The sequence below is a fragment of the Microbacterium capsulatum genome (assembly GCF_030865425.1).
Lineage (GTDB): Bacteria > Actinomycetota > Actinomycetes > Actinomycetales > Microbacteriaceae > Microbacterium > Microbacterium capsulatum.
In genome coordinates this window covers 65146-88792 of the sequence record NZ_JAVFCB010000008.1, presented here as the reverse complement: position 1 = coordinate 88792, position 23647 = coordinate 65146, and the positions used below count along the sequence as shown (strand labels likewise).

The following is a 23647-nucleotide window of genomic DNA, read 5'->3' as shown; positions in this document are numbered from 1 at the left end:
TCGGGCGGATTTGCGCTCGGCGCGGGTGGGATCGACTGAGTTCGACGCGGTGCGGCCCTCCACGTGGGCCGCCCGGTCAGGCCTTCTTGACGAGGCTGGACTTCAGCAGCATCGCGCCGAAGCCGTCGACCTTGCAGTCGATGTCGTGGCCGTTCACGGGGTCGACGAGGCGGATGCCGCGCACCTTCGTGCCCGCCTTGATGCCCTGCGGGGATCCCTTGACCTTGATCGTCGTCGTCACGACCACCGTGTCTCCATCGGCGAGCACGTTGCCGACGGCGTCCTTGACGACCCGGGTGCCGTCGGACGCGCTCTCCACCGCAGCATCGTCCGCGGCGGGCGACCACTCGTGGCCGCACATCGGGCAGACGAGCAGCGCGCCCATCTCGTAGGCGTGCTCGCTCGAGCACTCGGGGCACAGGGGCAGCGCAGCGGACATGGGTTCACCCTATCTCGATATGATGAATCCATCACACCATGAACCCGCCCGCGGAGTCCGCCCTCGCGCGAGCGATCGGAGAGGAGCGCCCCGTGCTCAGCGACCCGAACCGTCCGCTGTACGAGGTGAAGGCCGGCCTGTTCAAGGGGCTCGCGCACCCGATCCGGATCCGGATCCTCGAGGTGCTCTCCGCCGCGCCGGAGGCCTCGGTCTCCGAGCTGCTCGCCGCGACCGAACTCGAGGCCTCGCACGTCTCGCAGCACCTCGCAGTGCTGCGCGGCAACCGCCTCGTCGTCTCCGAGCGCCGCGGCAGCCTCGTCTACTACCGGCTGGCCTACCCGCAGGTCGCCGACCTGCTGCGCGTGGCGCGGGCCCTGCTCGGCGAGATCCTGCAGACCACGCAGCAGCAGCTCGTCGAGCAGAACGGCCTTCCGGAGATCCCGGACGCGGAGCCCGTCGGCGCCGACCGATGAGCACCTCGGCCCGCTCCCGCTCGGCCGTGCGATCGCTGCTGCCCTCGCCCGCCGACTACCGCGAGCTGCCGCGCTCCTGGAAGGGCGACCTGCTCGCCGGGGTCACGGTCGGCATCGTCGCCCTGCCGCTCGCTCTCGCGTTCGGCGTCAGCTCGGGCGCGGGCGCGGAGAGCGGCCTGGTCACCGCGATCATCGCCGGCGTGGTCGCCGCGGTTTTCGGCGGATCCAACGTGCAGGTCTCCGGCCCCACCGGGGCCATGGTGGTCGTGCTCGCGCCGATCATCGCCGCGCACGGCACCGGCGCCCTCGCCCTGATCTGCGTGCTCGCCGGGCTCATCGTGCTCACGGCGGGCGCGCTGCGCCTGGGTCGCACGATCTCGTACATCCCGTGGCCCGTGATCGAGGGGTTCACGCTCGGGATCGCGGTCATCATCTTCCTGCAGCAGGTGCCGACGGCGACCGGATCCCACGGACACAGCACGAACGCCGCGGTCGCCGCGGTCGAGACCCTCCTCGCTGCGCAGTGGCCCAAGATCGGCTGGTCGCTGCTGCTCGTCGCGATCGTCGTGGTCGTGATGCTCGTGTCGCTGCGGATCCACCCGCGTTTCCCCGGATCCCTCGTCGCGATCGTGATCGCCGCGCTCGTCGCCGCCCTGTTCGGGCTGCCGGTCGACACGATCGGCAGGCTGCCCGCGGGTCTGCCCGCGCCCGTGCTGCCGTCGTTCGACCCCGGCGCGATCGCGACGCTGCTCGGATCCGCCGTGGCGGTGGCCGCGCTCGCCGCGATCGAGTCGCTGCTGTCGGCCCGGGTCGCGTCGACCCTCGCCGACACCGGGCCCTACGACGCCGACCGCGAGCTCGTCGGCCAGGGGCTGGCCTCGATCGCCGCCGGGCTGTTCGGCGGCATGCCCGCGACCGGGGCGATCGCCCGCACCGCGGTCGGGGTGCGGGCCGGCGCCCGGACCCGCGTCACCGCGATCACGCACGGCCTGCTGCTGCTCGTGATCGTGCTCGTGGGGTCGGCCGTGGTCTCGCGGGTCCCGCTCGCCGCGCTCGCCGGAGTGCTCATGGTCACGGCATCGCGGATGATCGCGCTGCGCACCGTCCGCACGATCCTCGGCGCGTCGCGGGCCGACGCCGTCGTGTTCTGCCTCACCGCGATCGTCACCGTGAGCGTCGACCTCATCTACGCGGTGCTCATCGGCCTGCTCGTCGCCGGGTTCTTCGCGCTGCGTCAGCTCGCCCGCACGAGCGGCGTGCACCGCGAGGAGTTGCCCGGCGCCGCGCAGCCCGGCGACGAGCGGATCGCCGTGTTCCGGCTCGAGGGCGCACTGTTCTTCGGCGCGGCCGAGCGGACGCTGGAGCGGGTCGCCGCCTTGCGCGACGTCGAGGTCGTGATCCTGCGCATGTCGCAGCTGCAGCTGCTCGACGCGACCGGAGCCCAGGTCGTCACCGAGCTCATCGCCTCGCTCGAACGGCGCGGGATCACCGTGCTCGTGAAGGGGATCCGCCCCGACCACCGCGAGATCGCCGAACGGGTCGGCGTGATCTCGTCGCTGCGGCACCAGAACCACCTGTTCGACGACCTCGGCTCGGCCGTCGCCCACGCCCGCAGTCACGTGGTGCGCGGGCCCTGGGTGCGCTGACGGGGGCTTTGCCGGTCGCTGACGGGGACGGGACCTCGCCGTCGGCGTCACCGCCGGTACCGAACTCAGTCGGACAGGCTCTGCTCCGGCCTTATCGGTGCGAATCGGGCGGAATCGACTGAGTTCGGTACGCGTGGCCGGGGATGAAGCGCGCGGCGCGCCGGAGCCTCAGACCGCGGTCGCGGCGCGGCGCACCGGAACCTCAGACCGCGGTCGCGGCCTCCAGGGCGATCCGGATCATGTCGCCGAAGGTCTGCTCGCGCTCGAGGGCCGTGGTCTCCTCGTGCGTGACGAGGTGGTCCGACACCGTGCAGATGCTGAGGGCCCGGCGGCCGTGGAACGCGGCGAGCGTGTACAGGGCGCTCGTCTCCATCTCGACCGCGAGCGCGCCGTGGGCGACGAGCGGCTCGGTGAGCTCGGGGCGGGTGTTGTAGAACTGGTCGCCGGAGAACAGCAGCCCGACGTGCACGGCGCTCGACAGCGGGATCCGCTCGCTCGCCTCGACCGCGGCGCGCAGCAGCGGGAAGTCGGCGACGGGCGCGTAGTCCATCCCGTGGAACCGGAGCCGGTTGATCCCGGAGTCGGTGCAGGCGCCGTTCGCGATGATGATGTCGCGCATGCCGACCTTCTCGGTGAGCGCGCCGCAGGATCCGACCCGGACGATGGTCTGCACGTCGTACTCCTGGAACAGCTCGTTCGCGTAGATCGACATCGACGGCTGGCCCATGCCGGATCCCTGCACCGAGACGCGGTGGCCGTTCCAGGTGCCGGTGAAGCCGAGCATGCCGCGCACCTCGCTGTAGCACTCGGCGTCGTCGAGGAAGTTCTCCGCGATCCACTGGGCCCGCCGAGGGTCGCCCGGGAACAGGACGATGGGGGCGATCCGACCGGGCGCGGCGGCGATGTGCGTGCTCATCGCACCAGGGTATCGAGGCGCGCTCGGACGGCGAGGTCGGTGCTCGGATGCGCGCTCGCGCGGCCTCTGCGGTGGCGGATCGCGCGCCGAGCGCACCGGATCGCGCGCCGAGCGCACCGGATCGCGCGCCGGGCGCACCGGATCGCGCGCCGAGTGTGCCGGATTCCGTCGTCAGGGCCACGGGGCGGCGCCTCGACGGGCGACCGGGCCGGATCGACGGAGTTCGGCACCGCATCGGCCGGCGACGGAACGGATCCCTTGCCCGGCGCATCACTCATACCTAGACTGTCTGGGTATGAGCATTTCTTCCTCCTCCTCCGCGAGGGCCGGCGACACCCGCGCGGCGATCCTCGTCCGGCTCGGCATCGCCGTGGTGCTCGCGCTCGTGCTCGGCGTCGTCAGTGCGCTGTGGCTCCCGCAGGGCACGGCTCTCGTCACCATTCCCTGGGGGCTGGCCGCGCTCCTGCTCGGGGCGTCCATGCGGCGGGCGCGCCCTGCGCTCCTCGTCGGGGGCGTGTTCGGGTTCGTGGCCGCGTACTCCTACCTCTGGGCCGACGACCGGGCGCTGCCGAGCGGGGTGCGGCTCCTGCAGCTCGCGCTGGTCATCGTGCTCCCGGCCGCATTCGGGTTCTGCTGCGGCGCCGCCGCGGCCTGGGTCGGCGGCCTCGCCGCACGCCCGATCCGCCGGCGCCTCGGCCGGCCGGCGCCCGTGACGGCCGACCCCCGCACCGACTGACCCGCGGGCTCAGACCTGGCGGCGCACCATCTCCGCGATCCAGAGGGGCGCGAACGGCGAGGTGCAGTTCGGCGGCACGGGATAGTCGGCCAGCACCTGCAGCCGCTCGCCGATCGCGATCGCGCGGTCGCGCAGCGCCGGGTGCTGGATGCCGATCTGCGCGAGTGTCTCGTTCATCGCCCACTGCTCGCGGCCCGGGGCGTCGGCGAGCTCGCGTTCGATCCGGTCGAGCAGGGCGTCGAGGTCCAGGCCCTCCGGGCTCTTGACCACCCGCACCGTGGTGAGCGACCAGGCCCCGGCGCGCGCATCCGGATCCGGATCCTCGTTCCACCGCTCGCGCAACTCCTCGGCGCGCGGGGACTTCTTCACGAGATACGCCACCACCCAGTCGTGCGCCTTGGCGCTGAGGGTGCCGCGGACCATCGCGTCGAGCTCGTCCGCGGAGAGGTCGCGCGGCTTCGCGAGCAGGATCCCGAGCAGCTGCCCCGCCACATCGCCGGACGACCACAGTTCTCGGGCGAGCGCCGGATCCGTGCCGATCCGCTTGGCGAGGCCGCGCAGCTTCGTGAGGTTCACGCCGTGCGCGTCGCCGTGCCGCTCGTTGATCGCGCGGGACTTCGGGTCCTCGAGCGCGGCGAGCTCGGCGAGGGCGTCGGGCAGCGACGTGGGCATGCGGCCAGCCTACGGCGGTGCTCCGGACTCAGTCGATCGGGGCCGCCGTGCACCCCAAGCCAGCTGGAACGGCGGAATCGACTGACTCCGGCACCGAGCCGCATCGGCAGGTGCGGCGCCGGTCGTCGTACGCAACAATGGTGACGTAAACATCCGCCATCCTGGAGAGCCATGACCGTCACCGACACCCCGTCCCCCGCGCTCACCTACGGCGACGGCGGCCTGCTCCGACACGGCCGTCCGTTCCGGATGCTGTCGGGGGCGGTCCACTACTTCCGGATCCACCCGGACCAGTGGGAGGACCGCCTGCGCCGACTCGCGGCTATGGGCGCGAACACGGTCGACACGTACATCCCGTGGAACTTCCACGAGCGGGTCGAGGGCACGGTCGACTTCACCGGCTGGCGCGACGCGGAGCGGTTCATCCGGCTCGCGGGCGAGGTCGGGCTGGACGTGTTCGTCCGCCCCAGCCCGTACATCTGCGCCGAGTGGTCGAACGGCGGCATCCCGTTCTGGCTGAGCGGTCGCACCCGCGCGCTGCGCACGAGCGACCCCGTGTTCCTCGCCGCGGTCGACGCCTGGTACGACGAGCTCATCCCGCGGCTCGCGGCGCTGCAGGCCGCGCACGGCGGACCGATCACGGCGATCCAGATCGAGAACGAGTACGGATCCTTCGGCAGCGACCACGACTACCTCGCGCACCTGCGCGACGGGCTGCGCGCCCGCGGCATGGTCGAGCTGCTCACCACGGCCGACGGCACGACCGCGGACATGGTCCGCAACGGAAGCGTCGACGGGGCCATGGGCACGTTCACGTTCGGCACCGGGGTCGCCGACGCGGTGGCGCTGCGCAGGCCGGGGCAGGCGCTGCTGTGCGCCGAGCTGTGGGGCGGCTGGTTCGACCACTGGGGCGAGCAGCACCACGTGCGCTCGGCGCAGAGCATGATCGGCACGGTCGAGGAGCTGCTCGCCGAGGGCGGATCCGTGAGCCTCTACATGGCGCACGGCGGCACGAACTTCGGCCTGTGGGCCGGCGCGAACCACGACGGCGTGCTGCAGCCGACGGTGACCAGCTACGACTCCGACGCGCCGATCGGCGAGGACGGATCGGTGAACGCCAAGTTCCACGCGCTGCGCGCCGCGTTCGCGCCGTTCCACCCCGGCGACCTGCCGCCGGTTCCTGAGGCGCCGCGCCGGCAGTCCGCCGCGTCCGCCCCGCTCTCACGGATCGCATCGCTGCTCGACGTCGTGCGCGCGGTGCCGGCGGGGGAGCCGGCGCCGATGCCGCTGTCGTTCGAGGAGGTCGGCGCCGAGGACGGCCTCGTCGCCTACGAGGCCCGGATCTCGTACGAGCCGGGCACGGCCCTCACCGTCGACGTGCTGCACGACCGTGCCGTCGTGTTCCTGGACGGGGTGCGCCTCGGCGTGCTCGAGCGGGACGGCGAGCGCTCCCTGCCGCTGCCGGGAGCGAGCGGATCCGCGGTGCTCACGCTCGTCGTGGAGAGCCTCGGCCGCGTCAACTACGGCCCGCACACGGGCGAGCACAAGGGCATCCTCTCGGGCGTGCGGATCGGCCGGCGCTTCGCGCACGGCTGGACGCACCGCGTTCTGGGACTGGACGCGCCGTCGCTGGCGGGCTCCGGCGACGCGACGGACGGTCTCGCCGAGGCGGCGTTCGAGGTCGCGGATCCGGCCGACGCCTGGCTCGCCTTCCCGGGCGGCGTCAAGGGCTTGGTGTGGCTGAACGGCTTCCTGCTCGGCCGGTACTGGGAGATCGGCCCGCAGCGCACGCTCTACGCGCCCGCGCCGCTGTGGCGTGAGGGCCGGAACGTCATCCGGGTGCTCGACACGGACCGGCTCGGATCCGCCGTGGAGATCCGCGAGGAGCCCGACTTCGGTCCGGTGGAGGAGTTCATCGGGGAGTGAGGCGCGCCTGCCCGTCCGGTCGTTGAGCGAGGACGGAGCGACGCGACGATCGAGACGAAACGCGGTGGTCCGTCGGGAGACCGCGTCTCGTCTCGCGGAGACCCGCGCTGAGCGAGCGCCAGCGAGTCGAAGCGTCGCTCAACGACCGGGAGCGGCCCGGCTCACACCTCGTCGCGCAGCTCGCCGCGGATCCTGCGCAGGTCCTCGCTCAGCGATCCGATCAGCACCCAGTGCCCGGAGGCGGGCGGCCGGATCTCGAGCGGCGACGTCAGCGCCGGGATCACGGAGGTGAGCGCGGCGGGCTCCGGCTGGATCTCGGCGGTCTGCACGGCGAGCCGCACGTCGTGGCCGGCGCGGCGCAGCTGCTCGGCGATCGGGGCGACCGCGGGCTCGGCGGGCAGACCGCCGTCGTAGTGGTCGACGTAGGCGCGGGTCATGCCGATCACCTGCGTGACGATCGGGCTCAGCCGGTCGAGTAGCTCGCGCATGGCGGCGAGCTCGGCGCGGTGCGATGCTCCGCGCGGGTTGAGCGTGAGCGATTCCTCGCCCGCGGTCAGCGCCGCCTCGGCCGCGTCCTTCATCGGCCGCAGCAGCCGCGCCTCGAGCATGAGCTCCTGCAGACGTTCGGGCGTCGACTCGGCGGGGAGCGCGTCGGCCAGCCGGTCCAGGCTCCCGGCGAGCTCTGCGCCGAGCAGGGCCAGGTCGCGGCGGACCGGTGCGACGAGCACCGGCGGCACGACGGCGATGTTCACGACGAAGCCGATGACGGCGCCGATGAGCGTCTCCAGGATCCGGTCGACGGCGTAGTCGGGGCTCGACGAGCCCAGCGCGAGCACGAGCATCGCCGAGATCGCGACCTGGTTCGCGGTGCCCGGAGTGGCCTTGAACGACCACGCCACGACCATCGCCACGACGACCGAGAGCAGCACGACCCAGCTCAGCCCGCCGAGGGCGAGGGTGAGCAGCACCGCGATCACGACGCCGGCGATCACGCCGATGCTGCGCTCGACCGCCTTCGCGAGGGACTGGTTGACGCTCGGCTGCACGACGAGCAGGGCGGCGATCGCGGCGAACACGGGCAGGTGCCCCGGCACGAGCCAGCCGGCGATGAGCCAGGCGGCGATCGTGGCCGCCGCCGACTTGGCGACCTGCAGCAGCGGTGCGCGCCGGGCGGCGCGGAGGGCGGCGAGCGTGCGCATGCCTCCACGGTAGTCCGGACGGCTGTGCCGGGCGGATCCGGCCGGGGCGTTCCTGCAGAACGGCACCACGTCGCAGGAGCCGATCCGGATCTGAGGCGCCTCATCCGGAAGATAGGGCATCTGCCGGATGGGGGCGAGGGGCCTTAGCGACGAGCGTAGAGGTACCGGAGAAGGAGAGAGATCATGGACCTGCACCCCGCACTGAGCTACCGCGTCAGCACCCTCGAGCTCGAGGAGGCGGCCGTCCGCGCCGAGCGCGCGAGGATGGCGGCGGAGCACCCCGACCAGTTCGTGCGCCGCGACGGCGTCATCCGCCGGGCGCTGCGCGCGCTCGCCGCACGCCGCACCGTGCGCACGACCGCCGCGGTCCCCGCGGCCCCGGCCCGCGAGGCCGCCACTCCGGGGGCCGCCGACGCGGCCCCCGTCCGCCTCGTCGTCGCCGCGGCGGAAGCCGAGCCCGCCGCCGAGCGCGAGCTCGTCGGCTGCACCCCGCACGCCGCGTGACGCGCGCGAGCGCCCCCGGATCCGCCACGGAACCCGGGAACATCCGGCGGGAGGAATCCCGATCGGCGGAGGATCCGACAGCAGGTCGTCCGCCGATCGGAGTTCCTCCCGCCGATCGTGTCGCGCCCGGCGGCGGACCCGCCGTCTCTGCCGAGAGCGGCGAGCCGTCGGCCACGGCCCCGGATGTCGGTGGTGGATGGCACGATGAAGGCATGTCCCTCGCCACCACGTCCGCTGCGATGGTGGGACGCGACGCCGAACTCGCGCTGCTCCACGACGCACTGAGCCGTGCGCGCGCCGGCGAGCCCGCGTCCGTGCTCGTCGGCGGCGAGGCGGGAATCGGCAAGTCCCGGCTGAGCGGGGAGTTCCGCCGTCGGATCGCCGACGAGACGACCGTGCTGACCGGCTGGTGCCTGGACTACGGATCCACGCCCGCGCCGTTCGGGCCGCTGCCCGCGATCCTGCGCGGCCTCCTCGACGCCCTCGGCGACCGGGCCGACGAGGCCGCAGGACCCGGCCGCGACGCGCTGCAGCTGCTGCTCCCCGAGCGCGCCGCGGGCCCCGTCGACCGCTCGGCGATCCGCCCCGAGGGGCTGCGCGAGACCATCGCGAACCTGCTCGAGGCGGCCGCCGCGGAACGTCCCGTCGTCGTCGTGATCGAGGATCTGCACTGGGCCGACGCCGCCACCCTGTCGATGCTGTCGTTCCTGCTGCGCGCGCTCGCCGGGCGATCCGTGCTGTTCCTGATGACCTGCCGGATCGACGAGGTGCGCCGCGGCGGCGCCGTGCGCACCTTCCTCGCCGAGGCCGAACGGGCGCGCCTGCTCGACCGGATCACCCTGAACCGGCTCGACGAGATCGCTGTGCGCGACCTCGTACAGGGGCTGCGCGGCTCGGTCGACGACGCCGCGCTCACCCGCCTCATGGAGCGCAGCGAAGGGGTGCCGTTCTTCGTCGAGGAGCTGCTCTGCAACGTCCGAGGGCCGATGCCCGACACCCTCCGCGACGTGCTGCTGGCCCGGTTCGACGCGCTCGGCGACGACGCGAAACGGGTCGTGCGCCTGGCCTCCGGATCCGACGGCGCGATCGCGCACGAACTGCTCGCGACACTCGCCGGCTTCGACGGCGAACGGCTCGACGAGGCCCTCCGCGAGGCGATGGGCACGGGCGTGCTCGCCGTGCGCGACGACGAAAGCTACGGCTTCCGGCATGCTCTGCTGCGCGAGGCCGTGCACGACGACCTGCTCCCCGGCGAGCGGTCCCGGCTGCACTGGGCCTACGCCGAAGCGCTCGAGGCGGCCGGCGGATCCGCGTCGGCGCTCGCCTTCCACTGGCACCGCGCGCACGACGCGCCGCGGGCGCTCGGCGCCGCCGTCGCCGCGATGCAGCAGGCGAAGGCCAGCTACGCGTTCTCGACGGCCGCGCGCTTCGGCGAGCTCGCGCTCGAACTGTGGGATCAGGTGCCCGACGCCGCCCCCGTGGCGGGCATCGACCGGATCGCGCTGCTCGCCCAGCTCGGCTCGATCCTGCGCAACGGCGGCGACGGGGAGCGCGCGCTCGCCGTGGTCTCGCTCGCGCTCGACGAGATCCCGCCCGACGGCGAGCCCGCCGTGCTCGCCCGCCTGCTGCGCGACAAGGCGCTGTACCTGCAGAACCTGGGCCGTCCGGGATCCGTCGAACTGCTCGTCGAGGCCCTGCAGGCGCTCGACGGCAGCGACGACGACCACCTGCGGGCGACCCTGCTCGGCTATCTCGCGGGTCGATACCTCACCGGTGCCCGCTTCGCGGAGACGATCGAGACCGCCGACGAGGCGTACCGGATCGCCGAGCGCGTCGGCCTGTCCGCCGCGATGTCGGTCGCCGCGAACCTGCGCGCGAGCGCCCGGATCCATCTCGGCGACGTCGAGGCCGGCATGGACGACTTCCGCCTCTCCTGGCAGCACGCCGACAGCCACGACGCGCAGCTGCGCTACCGGGTCAACTACGCCGACGCGCTGAACATCCTCGGCCGGTTCCGCGAGGCGGTCGAGGTCGCCGAGGCCGGGGTGGCGCACTCGCGCTCGCTCGGTGTGGAGCGGGCGACCGGGTCGATCCTGTCGCACAACATGGTCGAGCCGCTGCTCGAGCTCGGCGAGATCGACCGCGCCGAGGAGACGATGGCGAAGGACCTGACGATCCGCACGCTGCGCATCTTCCGCGTCTACACGACCATGTCGCGGATCCGCGCGCTCGTGTGGCGCGGTCGGATCGCGGAGGCGGCGGAGCTGCTGCGCGACTGGCGCGGCACGGTCGAGGCCGCCGCCGAGGTGGAGCGCCAGGTCTGGTATTCGCTGCGCGAGATCGAGGTGCTGCTCGCGCTCGGCGCCGGCGACCCGGTGCGGGCGGGCGAGACGCTCACCGCCGCCCTCGCCGATGCCGGCCCCCGGCTCGCGCTGCGGTGCCGGCTGCTGCTCGAGGGCGCACGGGTGGTCGCCGACCTCCGCGCCGACGGCGAGGCCGGGCGGGCCGCCGAGACGGCGCAGTCCGTGCGCGCGGCGTGGGCCGAACTGCCGTCCGAGCTGCAGAAGGAGAGCTGGGGCGCTGTGCTGTTCGCCGTGCTCGACGCGGACGCCGACGTGCTGCGCGCCGTGATCCCGGTCGCCGACCAGGACGACGTGCCGGCGTCGCTGCGCCCGCTCGTCCGGCTCGAAAGGGCGCGGGCGCTCGTCGCGGCGGGTGACCGGGTCGCGGCGGCGGAGCTCGCGGCCGAGGCGGCGCGCCTCGCCGATCGACTCGATCACGACCGGCTGCGGCGCCGCACCGCCGAGTTCGTCGGGGCAGCCGGGCTCGCCCGCGACCAGGGCGCCGCACGCGGGTCCGACTCGGCGGGCATCGAGCTGACGGCCCGCGAGCAGCAGGTGCTCGATCTCATCGCCGACGGCCTGAGCAACCGGCAGATCGGCGAGCGTCTGTTCATCAGCGGCAAGACCGCGAGCGTGCACGTCTCCGCGATCCTGCGCAAGCTCGGCGTCGCCACCCGCACCGAGGCCGCGGTCGCAGCTCGGCGCTGAGCTTCTCCGGCGGGGATCGGACACCGCGCCCCAGTCCGCCGTCGACGGATCCGCTCCGAGACCCCGCTCCGCTCAGGCCGATTCTGGGGTCGAACGCTGCTCGCTGGTCGCGACACGCCCTCATCGGGGCGCCAGAACGGCGTGTCGCGACCAGCGAGCGGATCCTTCCGCCTGGCGAGGGGCGACCCCCCTCGCCAGGCGGGGAGCTCGGGCGCGGCTACGGCTCCAGCACCAGCCGGTACCCCATGCCCTGCTCGGTGAGGAGGTGCTCGGGAGAGCCCGGCGTGCGCTCCAGCTTCTTGCGCAGCTGCGACAGGTACAGCCGCAGGTAGCCGGTGTCGGTGACCTGCTCGGTGCCCCAGATCTCGCGCAGCAGCTCCTGCCGGGTGACCAGCACGCCGGGGTGCCGGGCGAGGTGCTCCAGGATCTGCCACTCCGTCGGGGTCAGGTGCACCCGGGATCCGCCCCGCGTCACCGCCTTCGCCGCGAGATCCACCTCCACGTCGCCGAACAGGACGGACGACTCGGCCGGCCCGCCCGTGCGACGGCGGGCGAGGGCGCGCAGGCGGGCGAGCAGCTCGTCCACCTGGAAGGGCTTCGTGACGTAGTCGTCCGCCCCGGCGTCGAGGGCGTCGACCTTGTCGGCGGATCCGGTCCGTCCGGACACGACGAGGATCGGCACGTCGCTCCAGCCGCGGAGGGCTTCGATGACGGCGATCCCGTCGAGCTTCGGCATGCCGAGGTCGAGCAGCACGATGTCGGGGTGCAACTGGGCGGCGGCGGCGATCGCGGCGGCGCCGTCGGCGGCGGCGATCACCTCGTAGCCGTGCGCGGCGAGCGTGATGCGCAGAGCCCGCACGAGCTGCGGGTCGTCGTCGGCCACGAGCAGTTTCATCGCGGTTCTCCGTCCAGGTCGTCCCCGTTCGAAGTGCGCAAAGCGTCGAATTCCGCCTCCGGATCCCCCACTTTGCGCTCTTCTAAACCGGGGATGGGGGCGTCGGCCAGGGGCAGCGACACGACCATCGTCAGGCCGCCGCCGGGGGTGTCCTCGGCGGTGAGCGTGCCGCCCATGCCCTCCGCGAACCCGCGGGAGAGCGCCAGGCCCAGGCCGAGCCCGGTCGTGTTGTCGGTGTCGCCGTGCCGCTGGAACGGCAGGAACGCGCTCTCGCGCTGGCTCTCCGGGATCCCCTCGCCGCGGTCCACGACCCGGATCTCGGCCTGCCCGCCCAGGCTGCTCGTGGACACGATCACGCGGCGCCCCGTGGGCGAGTGCTTCATCGCGTTCGTGAGCAGGTTCACGAGAACCCGCTGCAGCAGCACCGGATCCGCCTTCAACGGCGGCAGGTTGGCGTCCAGGGCGAGCTCCACGTCGGCCGGGCCCAGCGACAGCTCGTCGAGCGCGGCGACCACGACCCCGCCCGCATCCACCCGGCCGAGCGACACCGCGAGCACCCCGGCCTGCACCCGGCTCACGTCGAGCAGATCCGTGACCAGCTGCGACAGCGTGGCGAGGCTCTCGTCGGCCGTGGCGAGCAGCTCTGCCCGGTCCTCCGCCGACAGGCGGTGCGCGCCGCGCAGGCCGCCCACCGCGGCGACCGCGGCGGCGAGCGGCCGGCGCAGGTCATGACTGAGCGCGGAGAGCAGGGCGCTGCGCACCTGATCCGTCTCCGCGAGCACCGCCGCCTCCTTCGCGGTCTCGCGCAGATCCGTGTGCTCGATCGCCGCGGCGAGCTGCGCGACGATCGCGTCGAGCAGGCGACGGCCGGCGGCGTCGAGGTCCGCGCCGTGCAGCTCGAGGAATGCGCGCGGGGATCCGTCGGCGGCAGCGCCGACCGGCACGGACTCGGTGGGCCCGTCCGGCAGCGGCTCGCCGTCGACCGCGATCGTCTCGCCGTTCGGGGAGAGCAGCCGGATCCCGCTGAGCCCGAACGCCTCGCGGGCGCGGCTGACCAGGGCGGTCGGGGCGCTGTCCCCTCGCAGCACGTTCCCGGCGACGGCCGCGAGCAGCTCGGCCTCGCTCGACGCGCGCCGGGCGGCCCTGGCGCGCCGCGCCGCCTGGTCCACGACGATGCTGACGAGCACGGCGTTCACGACGTACAGTGCGAGGGCGAGCGCGTGCAGCGGATCCGCGATGGTCACCGTGAACAGCGGCTCGACGAAGAGGAAGTCGAGGGTGAAGCCGCTGAGGATCGCCGCGAACAGGGCGGGCCGGATCCCGCCGATGAGCGCGACGACGACCACGAGCAGCTGGTACGAGAGGACTTCGGACGTGATGGATCCGGGCGCCCGGAGGGTGAAGAGCAGCCACGACAGCAGCGGTCCGCCGACGAGCGCGACCCCGAGGCCGATGAGCTGGCGGCGCCAGCCCAGCGCCCCGCCGGTGATCGCCGGGAGGGCCCCGCGGCGGCCGGCGGCCGCGTGCGTGATGATGTGCACGTCGATGTCGCCCGAACGGCGGATGATCTCGGCGCCGATGCCCGGGCCGGTCAGGGCCGCGGCGATGCGGCTGTGCCGGCTCACGCCGATGACGATCTGGCTGGCGTCGACCGACTGAGCGAATTCCACCAGGGTGCCTGCGACGTCGTCGCCGACGAGCTGGTGGTAGCTCCCGCCGAGCGATTCGACGAGACCCCGCTGGGCGGTGAGCGCGCCGGGGCGGTCGGCGCGCAGCCCGTCCTGGGTGGTGACGTGCACCGCGAGCAGCTCGCCGCCGGCGGAGCGCGCCGCGATCCTGGCACCGCGACGCAGCAGCGTCTCGCCCTCCGCACCGCCGGTGAGGGCGACGACCACGCGCTCCCTGGTCTGCCAGGCGCTGTCGATGCCGTGCTCGGTGCGGTACGTGCGCAGCGCGCTGTCGACCTCGTCGGCGAGCCACAGCAGCGCCAGCTCGCGCAGCGCCGTGAGGTTGCCGAGCCGGAAGTAGTTCGACAGCGCGGCGTCGATCCGCTCGGCCGGATACACCTGCCCGGCGGAGAGCCGGTCGCGCAGCGACTGCGGCGCGAGGTCGACGACCTCCACCTCGTCCGCATCACGGACGACCGCGTCGGGCACGGTCTCCTGCTGCACGACGCCGGTGATCTTCTCGACCACGTCGTTCAGGGACTCGATGTGCTGCACGTTCACCGTCGTCACCACGTCGATGCCCGCCGCGAGCAGCTCCTGCACGTCCTGCCAGCGCTTCGCATTGGGGGATCCTGGCGCGTTCGTGTGCGCGAGCTCGTCGACGAGTGCGAGCCCGGGCCGGCGGGCGAGCACCGCGCCCAGATCCATCTCCTCGAGCGACACCCCGCGATGCGTGAAGACCGCGCGCGGCACCTGGGCGAGACCGCTGGTCTGCGCGAACGTCGCCGCCCGTCCGTGCGTCTCCACGAACCCGATCACGACGTCGCGGCCCTGTTCGGCGAGGTGCCGGCCCTCCGTGAGCATCTCGAACGTCTTGCCGACACCGGGGGCCGCGCCGAGCAGCACGCGCAGCCGACCGCGCGAGGTGGATCCGACCTCTCGCGTCTCGTCCGGCATCTCGGGCCTCTCCCTGCTCACGGGCGCCCCGTCACGGGTGCGCCGTTCCTGCGCCTGTCATCATCCCACCGGATGCAGGGCATCGAGCGCCAGATCGAGGTCGAGGACGTTCACCCGCGGCTCCCCGAGGTAGCCCAGATCGCGTGCCTGGATCTTGGATTCCACGAGGGACCGCACGACCGCGGGATCCATTCCGCGCGCCGCGGCGATCCGGTTCACCTGCAGCAGGGCGTACGCGGGGCTGATCTGCGGATCGAGCCCGGATCCCGAGGCGGTCACCGCGTCGGCGGGGACGGCGGACGGATCCACCTGCTCGCGCGCGGCGATCTCGGCGCGGCGCTGGGTGACGGCCTTCACCAGGTCGGCATTGTTCGGGCCGAGGTTGCTGCCGCCGGAGGCGCTGGGGTCGTAGCCCTTCTCGCCGGCCGCGGACGGCCGGGGCTGGAAGTACTGCGGCAGGGCCTCGCCCTTCGCATCGGCGAAGGTCTGCCCGAGCAGGAGACTGCCGGCGGGGGCCCCGCCGATCCAGCCGCCGACGGGGCGGTCCTTCGTGTCGACCATCGAGCCGTTCGCCTGCCAGGGCAGGGCGAGCTGGCCGATGCCGGTGATCGCGAGGGTGTAGCCGACGCCGAGGACCAGCGTGAGCACGAGCATCGCACGCAGGGCGACGCCGGCGAGGCGGAGAGTGCCGCGCAGATTCGACATGAGGTGCCTTTCAGGATTGTCGGTCGTCGGGGTCGTTGCGCGAGGGCGCGAAGCGACCGGGACGAAACGGGGTGCATCGAGCCAGACCGCGTTTCGTCTCGCTCCGCCTGCGGCGGCGCTCGCTCAACGACCCCGGGATGCGCATGGTCAGAAGCCGGGGATGAGGCCGACGACGAGGTCGATGAGCTTGATGCCGATGAACGGCAGGATGATGCCGCCGACGCCGTAGATCAGCAGGTTGCGTTGAAGGATCTGCGCGGCGCCCGCGGGCCGGTACTGCACGCCGCGCAGTGCGAGGGGGATGAGGAACACGATGACGATCGCGTTGAAGATGATCGCGCTCGTCACCGCCGAGGCGGGGGAGTGCAGCTGCATGATGTTCAGCACCCCGAGGCCCGGGTAGGCGCCCGCGAACATGGCGGGGATGATCGCGAAGTACTTCGCGATGTCGTTCGCGAGCGAGAACGTCGTCAGCGCGCCGCGGGTGATGAGCAGCTGCTTGCCGATCCGCACGATGTCGATGAGCTTGGTCGGATCCGAGTCGAGGTCGACCATGTTCCCGGCCTCCTTGGCGGCCGAGGTGCCGGTGTTCATCGCGACCCCGACGTCGGCCTGGGCGAGGGCGGGGGCGTCGTTCGTGCCGTCGCCGGTCATCGCGACGAGGCGGCCGCCCTCCTGCTCGCGGCGGATGAGGGCGAGCTTGTCCTCCGGTGTGGCCTCGGCGAGGTAGTCGTCGACGCCCGCCTCTGCGGCGATCGCCTTCGCGGTGAGCGGGTTGTCGCCGGTGATCATCACGGTGCGGATGCCCATGCTGCGCAGCTCGCCGAACCGCTCGGACAGCCCCTCCTTGACGACGTCCTTGAGGTGGACGACGCCGAGGATCCGGGTGTGTCCAGCATTGCTCGTTGAGCGAGCGGAGCGAGACGAAACGCCTTCACCGTCGGGCTGCCGCGTTTCGTCTCGGTCGGCTCCGCCGTCCTCGCTCAACGACCCCGAAGAGGCGATCGCCACCGCCAGCGGTGTCCCGCCCGAGGCGGCGATCCCGTCGGCGAACCTCGTCGCCTCGTCGACGGACGGACCGGATCCGGCGCCCTCCTCCGCGAGCCAGGAGCGGATCGCGGACCCGGCCCCCTTGCGGATCCGGGATCCGTCGGCGAGGTCGACGCCGCTCATCCGGGTCTGCGCCGTGAACGGCACGGTCACGGCGCCCTCGGGGGCGGCCACGACGATGCCGCGGGCGGCGGCGAGCTCGACGATCGAGGCGCCCTCCGGGGTGGGGTCGGCGAGCGACGACAGCGCGGCGGCCTCGAGCAGCTCCTCAACGGACACCCCGGTGACGGGGAGCACCTCGGTCGCCCGGCGGTTGCCGTAGGTGATCGTGCCGGTCTTGTCGAGGAGCAGCGTGGTGACGTCGCCCGCGGCCTCGACGGCGCGGCCCGACATCGCCAGCACGTTGCGCTGCACGAGCCGGTCCATCCCGGCGATGCCGATCGCGGAGAGCAGCGCGCCGATGGTCGTCGGGATGAGGCAGACCAGCAGGGCGATGAGCACCGGGATGCTCACCGGCGATGCGGAGTACGACGCGATCGGGTTCAGCACGAGCACCACGACGACGAAGACGATCGACAGCGCGGCGAGCAGGATGTTCAGCGCGATCTCGTTCGGGGTGCGCTGCCGGTTCGCGCCCTCGACGAGCGCGATCATCCGGTCGACGAAGGTCTCGCCCGGCTTCGAGGTGATCTGCACCACGATCCGGTCCGAGAGCACCCGGGTGCCGCCGGTCACGGCACTGCGGTCGCCGCCGGACTCGCGCACGACGGGGGCGCTCTCGCCCGTGATCGCCGACTCGTCGACGGTCGCGATGCCCTCGACGATGTCGCCGTCGCCGGGGATCGGCTCGCCGGCCGCGACGATCACGACGTCGTCGCGTCGCAGGTCCGCGGACGAGACCTCCTCGGTCTGCGCATGCTCGGCGGACGGATCCGCCAGAGGGTCGTAGCCGATCACGCGGCGGGCCATCGTGCTGGTCCGGGTCTTGCGCAGCGTGGCGGCCTGCGCCTTGCCGCGGCCCTCGGCCACCGACTCGGCGAGGTTCGCGAACAGCACGGTGAGCCACAGCCAGATCGCGATCGACCAGGTGAACCCTGCCGGGACCTTCGTGCCGCCGGAGGTCGCAGTGCCGATTGCGGCCGCTGTGCTGCTGCCGAGGAACGGCTCGGCGATCGCGAGCGCGGTGGTCATCGCAGCTCCCGCCCAGACGAGCAGGATGACCGGGTTGCGCAGCAGCATCGTCGGGTTCATGCGGCGCAGGGCGCCGGGCATGGCCTGCACGAGCTGCGACCAGCCGAAGGCGCGCTGCGTGCGAGGAGCGTGGTGGTGTTCCGGCTCGAGCCCTGCGACAGGCTCGGGAACCGGGCTTTCGGTGTCGACGACGGTCATCGGACGAGTCCTTCCGCGAGCGGCCCGAGCGTGAGCACGGGGAAGTAGGTGAGCGCGGTGACCACGATGGACACGGCGACGAGCAGCCCGACGAACTGGCTGCGGTGGGTGGGCAGGGTGCCCGCGGTCTCCGGGACGTGCTGCTGCGCGGCCAGGGATCCGGCCAGCGCCAGCACGAACACGATCGGGATGAAGCGCCCGAGCAGCATCGCCACCGCGAGGGCGGTGTTCAGCCAGGGCGTGTTGGCGGTGAGGCCGGCGAAGGCGGATCCGTTGTTGTTCGCAGCCGACGTGAACGCGTACAGCACTTCGCTGAGACCGTGCGGGCCGGGGTTGAGGATCGACGTCTTCTCGACGTCGGCGCGGACGGCGGGGATCGCGAAGCTCAGCGCCGTTCCGGCCAGCGCGAGCGTCGGCGTGACCAGGATGTACAGGCTGGCGAGCTTGATCTCGCGCGCCCCGAGGCGCTTGCCGAGGTACTCCGGGGTACGGCCGACGAGCAGGCCGCCGACGAACACGGCGATCACGGCGAGGATGAGCATGCCGTACAGGCCCGATCCGACACCGCCCGGTGCGACCTCGCCGAGCATCATGTTGAGCATCGGCATCATGCCGCCGAGCGGCGTGAACGAGTCGTGCATGCCGTTCACCGCACCGGTCGAGGTGAGCGTGGAGGACGTGCCGAACAGCGCGGTGCCGAGGATCCCGAAGCGCTGCTCCTTGCCTTCCAGGGCGGCGCCGGCGAGCTGCGTCGCGGTTCCCCCGCCGCCGAGCTCGAGGCCGCTGAGCGCGAAGGCCGACACCAGGGCCATGGATCCCATCGCCGCGACGATCGCGTAGCCCTGCCGGTCGTCGCCGATCATCCGTCCGAATGTGCGCGGGAGGGAGAACGGGATGGCGAGGATCAGCACCATCTCGAGCAGATTCGTCCACGGCGTGGGGTTCTCGAACGGGTGCGCCGAGTTCGCGTTGTAGAAGCCGCCGCCGTTCGTGCCGAGGAGCTTGATCGCCTCCTGCGAGGCGACCGGCCCGCCCGGCACCGCCTGGGTGGCGCCGGCGATCGTGTGCACCTCGGTGAAGCCGGACAGGTTCTGCACCGCCCCACCGGCGATCAGAGCGATCGCGGAGACGACCGCGAGCGGCAGCAGCAGCCGGAACAGCCCGCGGATCAGATCGACCCAGAAGTTGCCGACCGTGGCGCTGCCGCGGTGAGCGAACCCGCGCACGAAGGCGATCGCGATCGCGATCCCCACCGCGGCGGACGCGAAGTTCTGCACCACCAGACCGGCGAACTGCACCAGGTGGCCCATGGTCTGCTCGGGCGTGTACGACTGCCAGTTCGTGTTCGTGACGAACGAGACGGCGGTGTTGAACGCGAGCCCCTCGGGCACCGGCGGCAGCCCGAGCGAGAGCGGCAGGACCTGCTGCACGCGCTGCAGCAGGTAGAGCAGCAGCACTCCGATCGCGGAGAACACGATCACGCTGCGCGCATATGCCCGCCAGGTCTGGTCGGAGGCGGGGTCGACGCCGATGAGGCGGTAGATGCCGCGCTCGAAGCGCAGATCCTTCGCGCTCGTGAAGATGCGCCCCATGTAGTCGCCGAGCGGGCGGTAGAGGAGGACCAGGGCGGCGATGAGGGTCGCGGCCTGGAGGACGCCCAGCCAGATGTCGGCGGCGCCCATCAGAACCGCTCCGGCGAGAGGAGGGCGACGACGAGGTAGCCGATCGCGGCGATCGCGAGGACGGCCGCGATGATCTCGAAGACGATCACAGCCGTTCCACCCCCTTCGCGATCAGCGCGACGAGGGCGAACAATGCGAGCGCCAGGGCTGCGTAGATGATGTCGAGCACGGATCCGATGCAACTCGCCCTGTCCGGGCGGCGACGGCTTCCTCACGGATCCCTTACGACGTCCCCGGAGGATCCATGCGGCTCCCACACGCCGGCCACGCCGGAGAAGGATAGAAGGGTGACAGAGAGCCACCCTCGATGAGGGAACGCGGTCGGCGCCGGAGCGCCGCCGATGAGGAGTACCGTCGCTCGAGCAGGGCGATCGGGTGGCAGGTCGTGACGGTCTCGGCGGCGCTCGTCGTGGTCGGGGCCGCGCTCGCGATCGCGTACGTGTTCCGGCAGACCCGGCCCGCCGAGCTCGCCCGACCTCCGGATCTCATCCAGACCATCCGAGGGGCGGGCTGCCGTCTGGGCGCGCCGGCTTGACCGGTGTTGGTGAGGTCAGGGCGTCGCCGGGGCCTGGCGGGAGGCGGGCCGGGCGAAGAACCGGTGCGACGGCGGCAGATACAGCAGCACGATCACGGCGAGGTCGCCCGCGAGGACCAGGGTGAGCAGCCCCAGGGGTCCTGGCGTCTCAGGGGCCAGGCCTCTGGTCAGGATGTTGAACAGGATCAATCCCGGGAACGCCGCCCCGATCCCGGCGCTGACCGTCGCGATGACACGGCTCCAGCGGTGCTGCCAGCATGCGATGACAGCGAAGATCGCGGTGACCGGCGCGAAGCCGCCCCACAGCAGACTCGCGGGCTGGGCCGTGAACCAGGTCGTCATGGCTCGCACCGGATCGAAGCCGCCCGAACTCACCACGGGAAGGAAGAAGATCTCCGCCAGTCCCAACGCCGTGGCGACGCCCGCGGCGACCAGCACCGTCAACGGTGTACGGGTTCGATTGCGCGCCACGGTTCCTCCGCAGGACGAGTTCCGCCTACTCCTCGGATTGTCCCACCGCGGCGCGCCCGGGGAAAGATGGAATGCCGAATCGGCCGGGAGCCGCCCGGGGTCATCGCCCGGGCGCCGGCCGGATCCTCTGCCGGATCCCGGCTCGCGCCCGGATCCGGCGCTCCGCCGATCCAGAACCAGACGGTGACCTCGGGCACCTTGTTCAGCAGGCGGCGCGGGGTTCCCGTGCGTGCGGCGGCGGTCGTCGATGTCGTCATGGGTCGAACGCCAACCATGCCGCGCCAAGGACCCGCCAAGAATCCGTGCGTGCGGCCGCCGCCGCTGTCGGAAAACCCGCCGCCGCTGTCGGAAAACGGAGAGCCCCCAGATCGTGCGCGGCGTGTCGGAGCCGCGACACGCCATACACGCACGAACCCCTCTCCGTTTTCCGACGGGGGAGGGGTTCGTGGCGCGGGCGAGGGGCGCGGGCGCGGGCGCGGGTGCAGCGCGAGTGCGTGGTGCGGAGCTCAGTCCTGCTCGGGCGGGCCGGCGGGGCGCTGGGCGCGGCGGGAGTGTGCGGACGCGGCGTCGGCGTAGAGCACGACGGGGCGGCCGGCGCGCTGCTGGCCGGGGACCGGGCGGGACCGGCGGCCGTAGATGAGCTCCGAGGAGTCCAGCAGCCACGGGACCAGGGTGATCGTCACGCCGTGGATGAGCATGAGCTGGTTGGCCATGCGGCGGGCGCGGCGGTTGTGCAGGATCGACTCCCACCAGTGCCCGACGATGTACTGCGGCAGGTACACCGTGACGACGGCCGGGCCGTGCTTGGCGCGGTACTTCTTGATGTACGCCTCGACCGGAGCCGCGTAGTGGCGGAACGGCGACTCCACGATCACGAGCGGGATCGGGATCCGGTGGTGCTGCCAGTCCTTCTGCAGCTGGACGCCGTCCTCGGGGTTCGCGGCCACGTGCAGGGCGACGGTCTTCTCGTGCCGGGCGGCGATGGCGTAGTCGATCGCCTTGATGACCGGCTTCTGCAGCCGGTTCACGAGCACGATCGCCATGTCGCCCTCGGATCCGAAGTGCGTGGTGTCGTTGACCGCGATCTCGTGTTCCACGTCGCGGTAGTAGCGCTTCACGCCCGCCATCAGCAGAGCCAGCACCGGGATCGCCAGGAACACCATCCAGGCGCCGTGCGTGAACTTGGTGATCGTCACGATCACGAGCACCGCGATGGTCATCGACGCGCCGAGCGAGTTGATCACGAGGCCTGTGCGAGCGGTGCGCCGGTCGGCCGAGGCCTCCTCCGGGCTCTTCTCCCGGGCGTCGCGGATCATCCGCCGCCAGTGCCGCACCATGCCCAGCTGCCCCAGCGAGAACGACACGAACACGCCGATGATGTACAGCTGGATGAGGTTGGTCAGGTTCGCCTGGAACACGACGAGCACGCCGACCGCGGCGATGCCGAGCAGGATCATGCCGTTCGAGAACACGAGGCGGTCGCCGCGGGTGTTCAGCGCCTTGGGGGCGTAGCCGTCGCGGGCGAGCACGGCGCCGAGCAGCGGGAAGCCGTTGAACGCGGTGTTCGCGGCGAGGAGCAGGACGGCCGCGGTGGCCGCCTGGATGATGAAGAACGGCAGGGATCCGTTGCCGAAGACGGCCGACGCGATCTGCGCCATGAGGCTCTGCTGCGGCAGCCGGCAGTCGAAGCCGACCAGGTTGCACGGGTTCTCGGCGTAGTGCACGCGGGTGATGAGGCCCAGCGCGGTGAGGCCGGAGAACAGCAGGATCGCGATGCCGCCCATCATGGCGAGCGTCTTCTGCGCGTTGCCGATCTTCGGGATCCGGAACGCCTGCACGCCGTTCGAGACGGCCTCGACGCCGGTCAGCGCGGAACAGCCGCTGGAGAACGCCCGCAGCACGAGCAGGATCACCGCGGCGTCGGCCAGGTGCTCGCCCTGCATCTCGTAGTGCGAGCTCTCCGCGACCGGCGGGTGGCCGAGCAGCACCTGCACGAAACCCGTGATGATCATGACGCCGACGGATCCGACGAAGATGTACGTCGGGATCGCGAAGAACGTCGACGCCTCGCGCACGCCGCGCAGGTTCACCACGACGATCAGGATCACGAACCCGACCGCGAGCTCGACGCGCCACGGGTTCAGCTGGGGCACCGCCGAGATGATGTTGTCCACGCCCGACGCGATCGACACCGACACGGTCAGGATGTAGTCGACCAGGAGCGCGGACGCGACGACGACGCCGGGGATCTCGCCCAGGTTCTTCGACGCGACCTCGTAGTCGCCGCCCCCCGAGGGGTACGCCTGGATCAGTTTGCGGTAGCTGAGCACAATGACGACGAGCAGCAGCACGACAGCGGCGGCGACCCACGGCGCGAACGTCAGGAACGCGAGTCCGCCGAGCCCCAGGGTCAACAGCATCTCCTGCGGACCGTAGGCCACGGAGGAGAGCGCGTCGGACGCGAAGATGGGAAGCGCCATGCGCTTCGGGAGGAGCTGCTCGTTCGCCTTCTCGGTGCTCAGCGGTTCCCCGAGGAGGATCCGCTTCGCTACTTGCGGGGCGTCGGCGTTGTCACGGCTGTCAGGTGCCACGAGCCGCTAAATTACGCCTGGTTCCCTGTGGATGCAAAGCGAGATCATGTGGATTTCACAACTGTTCGATCACAACGGGAATACGGGGCTGAATCAGCTCAGGACGAACACGCAGGAGATCCGTACCCCGACTGCGTAGCGTCG

Annotated in this window: 19 protein-coding genes; 7 read left to right on the top strand and 12 right to left on the bottom strand. The window is 72.2% G+C overall.

The genetic code is table 11. The features are described 5' to 3' along the window. Positions 1–76: 76 nt before the first annotated feature. The gene (locus RBR11_RS13995) at positions 77–439 is read right to left on the bottom strand and encodes a zinc ribbon domain-containing protein YjdM (RefSeq protein ID WP_308489982.1); all 363 of its coding nucleotides are present in this window, start codon (positions 437–439) and stop codon (positions 77–79) included. Positions 440–477: 38 nt separating this feature from the next. Here RBR11_RS13995 and RBR11_RS13990 point away from each other — a divergent pair, with 38 nt between their 5' ends. Then, positions 478–912: an ArsR/SmtB family transcription factor gene (locus RBR11_RS13990; RefSeq protein WP_308489981.1), complete on the top strand. Its 435-nt coding sequence runs from the start codon at positions 478–480 to the stop codon at positions 910–912. Then, entirely contained in the window at positions 909–2558 is a 1650-nt protein-coding gene (locus tag RBR11_RS13985) for a SulP family inorganic anion transporter (protein ID WP_308489979.1), read from the top strand. The genes RBR11_RS13990 and RBR11_RS13985 overlap by 4 nt, the downstream gene beginning before the upstream one ends. A 202-nt stretch (positions 2559–2760) precedes the next feature. On the opposite strand, the gene deoD is transcribed toward RBR11_RS13985, so the two are convergent. After that, complete coding sequence (gene deoD / locus RBR11_RS13980; RefSeq protein WP_308489978.1) at positions 2761–3474, bottom strand: purine-nucleoside phosphorylase; 714 nt, start codon at positions 3472–3474, stop codon at positions 2761–2763. A gap of 295 nt (positions 3475–3769) precedes the next feature. Between deoD and RBR11_RS13975 the strand changes: the two genes are divergently transcribed. Then, positions 3770–4210, top strand: a complete 441-nt coding sequence (locus RBR11_RS13975; protein WP_308489977.1) for a hypothetical protein — start codon at positions 3770–3772, stop codon at positions 4208–4210. Between the two features lie 9 nt (positions 4211–4219). Here RBR11_RS13975 and RBR11_RS13970 read toward each other — a convergent pair whose 3' ends face one another. Beyond that, positions 4220–4882 (bottom strand): DNA alkylation repair protein, encoded by a 663-nt coding sequence (locus RBR11_RS13970; protein WP_308489976.1) that lies wholly within the window; start codon positions 4880–4882, stop codon positions 4220–4222. Positions 4883–5053: 171 nt separating this feature from the next. Here RBR11_RS13970 and RBR11_RS13965 point away from each other — a divergent pair, with 171 nt between their 5' ends. After that, entirely contained in the window at positions 5054–6808 is a 1755-nt protein-coding gene (locus RBR11_RS13965; RefSeq protein WP_308489975.1) for a glycoside hydrolase family 35 protein, read from the top strand. Between the two features lie 161 nt (positions 6809–6969). Here the strand turns inward: RBR11_RS13965 and RBR11_RS13960 are convergent, their stop codons facing one another. Continuing rightward, positions 6970–8007: an FUSC family protein gene (locus tag RBR11_RS13960; protein ID WP_308489974.1), complete on the bottom strand. Its 1038-nt coding sequence runs from the start codon at positions 8005–8007 to the stop codon at positions 6970–6972. 183 nt (positions 8008–8190) lie between these two features. Between RBR11_RS13960 and RBR11_RS13955 the strand changes: the two genes are divergently transcribed. After that, positions 8191–8511, top strand: a complete 321-nt coding sequence (locus RBR11_RS13955; protein ID WP_308489973.1) for a hypothetical protein — start codon at positions 8191–8193, stop codon at positions 8509–8511. Positions 8512–8723: 212 nt separating this feature from the next. Then, positions 8724–11561, top strand: a complete 2838-nt coding sequence (locus RBR11_RS13950) for a helix-turn-helix transcriptional regulator (protein ID WP_308489972.1) — start codon at positions 8724–8726, stop codon at positions 11559–11561. Positions 11562–11778: 217 nt separating this feature from the next. Here the strand turns inward: RBR11_RS13950 and RBR11_RS13945 are convergent, their stop codons facing one another. From RBR11_RS13945 to kdpF, 6 genes are all read right to left on the bottom strand, one after another. Beyond that, positions 11779–12456, bottom strand: a complete 678-nt coding sequence (locus tag RBR11_RS13945; RefSeq protein WP_308489971.1) for a response regulator — start codon at positions 12454–12456, stop codon at positions 11779–11781. After that, positions 12453–15080: an ATP-binding protein gene (locus RBR11_RS13940; protein WP_308490099.1), complete on the bottom strand. Its 2628-nt coding sequence runs from the start codon at positions 15078–15080 to the stop codon at positions 12453–12455. The genes RBR11_RS13945 and RBR11_RS13940 overlap by 4 nt, the downstream gene beginning before the upstream one ends. Positions 15081–15140: 60 nt before the next feature. Beyond that, positions 15141–15785 (bottom strand): potassium-transporting ATPase subunit KdpC, encoded by a 645-nt coding sequence (gene kdpC / locus RBR11_RS13935; RefSeq protein ID WP_308489970.1) that lies wholly within the window; start codon positions 15783–15785, stop codon positions 15141–15143. Between the two features lie 147 nt (positions 15786–15932). Then, a complete protein-coding gene (kdpB, locus tag RBR11_RS13930) occupies positions 15933–18224 on the bottom strand; it encodes a potassium-transporting ATPase subunit KdpB (protein ID WP_308489969.1) in 2292 nt (763 codons plus the stop codon). After that, positions 18221–19906 carry a potassium-transporting ATPase subunit KdpA gene (gene kdpA, locus RBR11_RS13925; RefSeq protein WP_308489968.1) on the bottom strand — a complete coding sequence of 562 codons (1686 nt, stop codon included), beginning with the start codon at positions 19904–19906 and terminating at the stop codon, positions 18221–18223. The genes kdpB and kdpA overlap by 4 nt, the downstream gene beginning before the upstream one ends. Next, the gene (gene kdpF, locus RBR11_RS13920) at positions 19906–19995 is read right to left on the bottom strand and encodes a K(+)-transporting ATPase subunit F (RefSeq protein WP_308489967.1); all 90 of its coding nucleotides are present in this window, start codon (positions 19993–19995) and stop codon (positions 19906–19908) included. Before kdpF ends, kdpA begins: the two co-directional genes overlap by 1 nt. Before the next feature lie 218 nt (positions 19996–20213). Between kdpF and RBR11_RS13915 the strand changes: the two genes are divergently transcribed. Further along, a complete protein-coding gene (locus tag RBR11_RS13915; protein ID WP_308489966.1) occupies positions 20214–20441 on the top strand; it encodes a hypothetical protein in 228 nt (75 codons plus the stop codon). A gap of 15 nt (positions 20442–20456) precedes the next feature. Here RBR11_RS13915 and RBR11_RS13910 read toward each other — a convergent pair whose 3' ends face one another. Together RBR11_RS13910 and RBR11_RS13905 are read right to left on the bottom strand one after the other, a co-directional pair. Next, complete coding sequence (locus RBR11_RS13910) at positions 20457–20912, bottom strand: hypothetical protein (RefSeq protein WP_308489965.1); 456 nt, start codon at positions 20910–20912, stop codon at positions 20457–20459. A gap of 506 nt (positions 20913–21418) precedes the next feature. After that, positions 21419–23503, bottom strand: a complete 2085-nt coding sequence (locus tag RBR11_RS13905) for an APC family permease (RefSeq protein ID WP_308489964.1) — start codon at positions 23501–23503, stop codon at positions 21419–21421. Between the last annotated feature and the right edge of the window lie 144 nt (positions 23504–23647).

Coding starts and splice junctions, on each gene's coding strand:
- RBR11_RS13945 (WP_308489971.1), bottom strand. CDS start 12,456: ATGAAACTGCTCGTGGCCGACGACGACCCGCAGCTCGTGCGGGCTCTG.
- kdpC (WP_308489970.1), bottom strand. CDS start 15,785: ATGTCGAATCTGCGCGGCACTCTCCGCCTCGCCGGCGTCGCCCTGCGT.
- RBR11_RS13940 (WP_308490099.1), bottom strand. CDS start 15,080: ATGCCGGACGAGACGCGAGAGGTCGGATCCACCTCGCGCGGTCGGCTG.
- RBR11_RS13995 (WP_308489982.1), bottom strand. CDS start 439: ATGTCCGCTGCGCTGCCCCTGTGCCCCGAGTGCTCGAGCGAGCACGCC.
- deoD (WP_308489978.1), bottom strand. CDS start 3,474: ATGAGCACGCACATCGCCGCCGCGCCCGGTCGGATCGCCCCCATCGTC.
- RBR11_RS13970 (WP_308489976.1), bottom strand. CDS start 4,882: ATGCCCACGTCGCTGCCCGACGCCCTCGCCGAGCTCGCCGCGCTCGAG.
- RBR11_RS13975 (WP_308489977.1), top strand. CDS start 3,770: ATGAGCATTTCTTCCTCCTCCTCCGCGAGGGCCGGCGACACCCGCGCG.
- kdpB (WP_308489969.1), bottom strand. CDS start 18,224: ATGACCGTCGTCGACACCGAAAGCCCGGTTCCCGAGCCTGTCGCAGGG.
- RBR11_RS13990 (WP_308489981.1), top strand. CDS start 478: ATGAACCCGCCCGCGGAGTCCGCCCTCGCGCGAGCGATCGGAGAGGAG.
- RBR11_RS13955 (WP_308489973.1), top strand. CDS start 8,191: ATGGACCTGCACCCCGCACTGAGCTACCGCGTCAGCACCCTCGAGCTC.
- RBR11_RS13950 (WP_308489972.1), top strand. CDS start 8,724: ATGTCCCTCGCCACCACGTCCGCTGCGATGGTGGGACGCGACGCCGAA.
- RBR11_RS13960 (WP_308489974.1), bottom strand. CDS start 8,007: ATGCGCACGCTCGCCGCCCTCCGCGCCGCCCGGCGCGCACCGCTGCTG.
- kdpA (WP_308489968.1), bottom strand. CDS start 19,906: ATGGGCGCCGCCGACATCTGGCTGGGCGTCCTCCAGGCCGCGACCCTC.
- RBR11_RS13965 (WP_308489975.1), top strand. CDS start 5,054: ATGACCGTCACCGACACCCCGTCCCCCGCGCTCACCTACGGCGACGGC.
- RBR11_RS13985 (WP_308489979.1), top strand. CDS start 909: ATGAGCACCTCGGCCCGCTCCCGCTCGGCCGTGCGATCGCTGCTGCCC.
- RBR11_RS13915 (WP_308489966.1), top strand. CDS start 20,214: ATGAGGGAACGCGGTCGGCGCCGGAGCGCCGCCGATGAGGAGTACCGT.